This window comes from Streptomyces sp. A012304 (assembly GCF_026008495.1).
Classification (GTDB): Bacteria; Actinomycetota; Actinomycetes; order Streptomycetales; family Streptomycetaceae; genus Streptomyces.
The window spans coordinates 460-2,478 of the sequence record NZ_BQUN01000204.1 but is presented as its reverse complement, the minus strand read 5'-3'; the positions used below and the strand labels follow the sequence as shown (position 1 = coordinate 2,478).

At 74.2% G+C, this 2,019-nt stretch carries 1 protein-coding gene; it reads right to left on the bottom strand.

The annotated features are described in order from the left end of the window. Positions 1 to 2,019 (bottom strand): beta-ketoacyl synthase N-terminal-like domain-containing protein (locus tag ALMP_RS41830; RefSeq protein WP_264937273.1); only part of this gene is annotated, 2,019 nt, incomplete at both ends.

Sequence of the window (2,019 nt, the reverse complement as noted above, 5' to 3'; positions counted from 1 at the left end):
ACCCCGGCTCCGCGCCGACACCACGAACGGCAGCACGGACCCCGGCGCCTCCCCGGAAACGGAAACCTCCCGCTCCGCCACGGGCGCCTCCCCGGAGACGGAAGCCTCCCGCTCCGGCGCGGGCGCCTCCTCCACCACCACATGACAGTTCGTGCCGCTGATACCGAAGGAGGACACGCCCGCCCGGCGCGGCCGCCGCGACCGCGGCCACGGGCGGGCCTCGGTGAGCAGCCGGACGGCGCCGGCCTCCCAGTCGACGTGCGGGGTGGGCTCGTCGACGTGCAGGGTCCTGGGCATGAGGCCGTGACGCAGGGCCAGCACCGTCTTGATGACGCCGCCGACGCCGGCGGCGGCCTGGGCGTGTCCGATGTTCGACTTGAGGGAGCCGAGCCACAGAGGCAGGTCCTCGGGCCGGCCCCGGCCGTAGGACATGAGCAGCGCGTGGGCCTCGATGGGGTCGCCGAGCGTGGTGCCGGTGCCGTGTGCCTCGACCAGGTCGACCTGGTCGGGCGTGAGCCCAGCGTCCTCGAGGGCCAGTCGTACGACCTGCTCCTGCGAGGGGCCGTTGGGGGCGGTCAGGCCGTTGCTGGCGCCGTCCTGGTTGACGGCCGAGCCACGGATGCAGGCGAGCACGGGATGGCCGTTGCGCCGGGCGTCGGACAGTCGCTCCAGGACGAGCATGCCCGCGCCCTCCGCCCATCCGGTGCCGTCCGCGGCCGCCGCGAAGGGCTTGCAGCGGCCGTCCGGCGCGAGGCCGCCCTGCCTGCTGAACTCCAGGAAGATGCCGGGGCCGGCCATGACGGTGACACCACCGGCGAGGGCCATCGCGCACTCCCCCTGGCGCAGGGCGCGTACCGCGAGGTGCAGGGCGACCAGGGAGGAGGAGCACGCGGTGTCCACGGTCACGGCCGGTCCGGTCAGGCCCAGGACGTAGGACAGCCGGCCGGAGGCGACGCTGGTGGTGCTGCCGGTGAGCAGGTAGCCCTCCAGGCCGTGCGCGTCCTCGTGCAGCCGGGGGCCGTAGTCCTGGGCCATGGCGCCCACGTAGACGCCGGTCCTGGTGCCGCGCAGCGCGGTGGGGTCGATGCCGGCCCGCTCGATCGCCTCCCAGGCCACTTCGAGCATCAGCCGCTGCTGCGGGTCGATGGCCGCCGCTTCCCGGGGTGAGATGCCGAAGAACTCGGGGTCGAAGCGGTCGGCGTCGTGCAGGAAGCCGCCGTGGCGCACATAGCTGGTGCGCGGGTTGCCGGGGTCGGTGTCGAAGAGGCCGTCGAGGTCCCAGCCCCGGTTCGCGGGGAACTCGGAGACGGCGTCGGCACCGTCCTCCAGCAGTTGCCACAGCCGTTCCGGTGTGTCCACGCCGCCGGGGAACCGGCAGCCCATGGCGACGACGGCGATGGGGTCGTCGTCGGGACCGGACGGATCGCGCGGTGCCGTCACCCCGTCCGGCGCGGGTTGCCGGCCGTCCCCGTCCAGTCGGTCCGTCAGATGCGCGGCGAGCCGGCCCGGGGTGGGGTGGTCGTACAGCAGGGACGACGGCAGGCGCAGGCCGGTGGCGGCGGCGAGCCGGTTCCGCATCTCCACGGCGGTCAGCGACTCGAAGCCGAGTTCCCGGAAGGTCGCCGTCTCGGCGATCTCCTCGGGACGCGCATAGCCGAGCAACGCCATGATCTGAGCGCGTACGCCCTCCAGGAGCACGTCGGTGCGCTGCGCCTCGGGTGCGGCGCGGAACCGTCGGACCAGCGCGGGCAGGGATTCGTCGGCTGCCTGGGTCCGCTCCGGCTCGTCCCGCGGCGTGGTGACGGCCGTGCGGGCGGTGGAGGCGGAGGATGTGGCGTCGATCCAGTGGCGTGCGCGTTGGAAGGGGTAGGTGGGCAAGTCGGGGAACGGCCGTGGGGCCGGCGGGGTGTGCCAGGTGATGTCGTGGCCGTGCGCGTAGGCCTCGCCGACGGACAGCAGGAACCGGTCCAGCCCGCCCTGGTCGCGCCGCAGACTCCCGGTGACCAGCGCCTGCGCGCA